This is a genomic window from Metalysinibacillus jejuensis (genome assembly GCF_003057615.1).
Lineage (GTDB): Bacteria > Bacillota > Bacilli > Bacillales_A > Planococcaceae > Metalysinibacillus > Metalysinibacillus jejuensis.
Map to the genome: position 1 here is coordinate 1 of NZ_QAFW01000168.1, position 447 is coordinate 447.

Genomic DNA, 447 nt, shown 5'->3' on the forward strand with positions numbered 1-447 from the left:
GATTGATGGTGTAGAAAGTTCTTACGTTGATTGGCTGTTTTTTCTTGTAGTGCAGCCACTTTCAAACGTTGTTTTTCCCAACGTGCAGAACCTTTCTTTCTACGAGATAGGATGCGTTGTTCTTTTGTTAATTTCTCTAATGATTGTCGATAAAAACGCGGGTAATTGGCTTTCTCACCCTGTTCACTTTCGACATACAGACCGTCCATAGCGAAATCTAGCCCAACAACTTTCTGAATGGACACTGGTTTAATTTCTTTCTCGTATTCTGTCAAAATCGAAATATAGTATTTACCTGATTTTGTTTTAGAAATCGTACAAGATTTTAATTTATAATCCGTAGGGATTTCCCGATGTTGCTTGATTTTTACTAATTTCAGTTTAGGTAATTTGATATGACCATCTTGCAATTCGATATTTCCGTTCACTCGATTGGTTGTATAAGAC

At 36.0% G+C, this 447-nt stretch carries 1 protein-coding gene; it reads right to left on the reverse strand.

Going from position 1 to position 447, the window contains the following annotated elements; all coding sequences use genetic code 11:
- Positions 1-447, reverse strand: a 447-nt coding sequence (locus DDE80_RS14720; RefSeq protein ID WP_153060942.1) for an RNA-guided endonuclease InsQ/TnpB family protein, incomplete at both ends; no start/stop codon positions are given.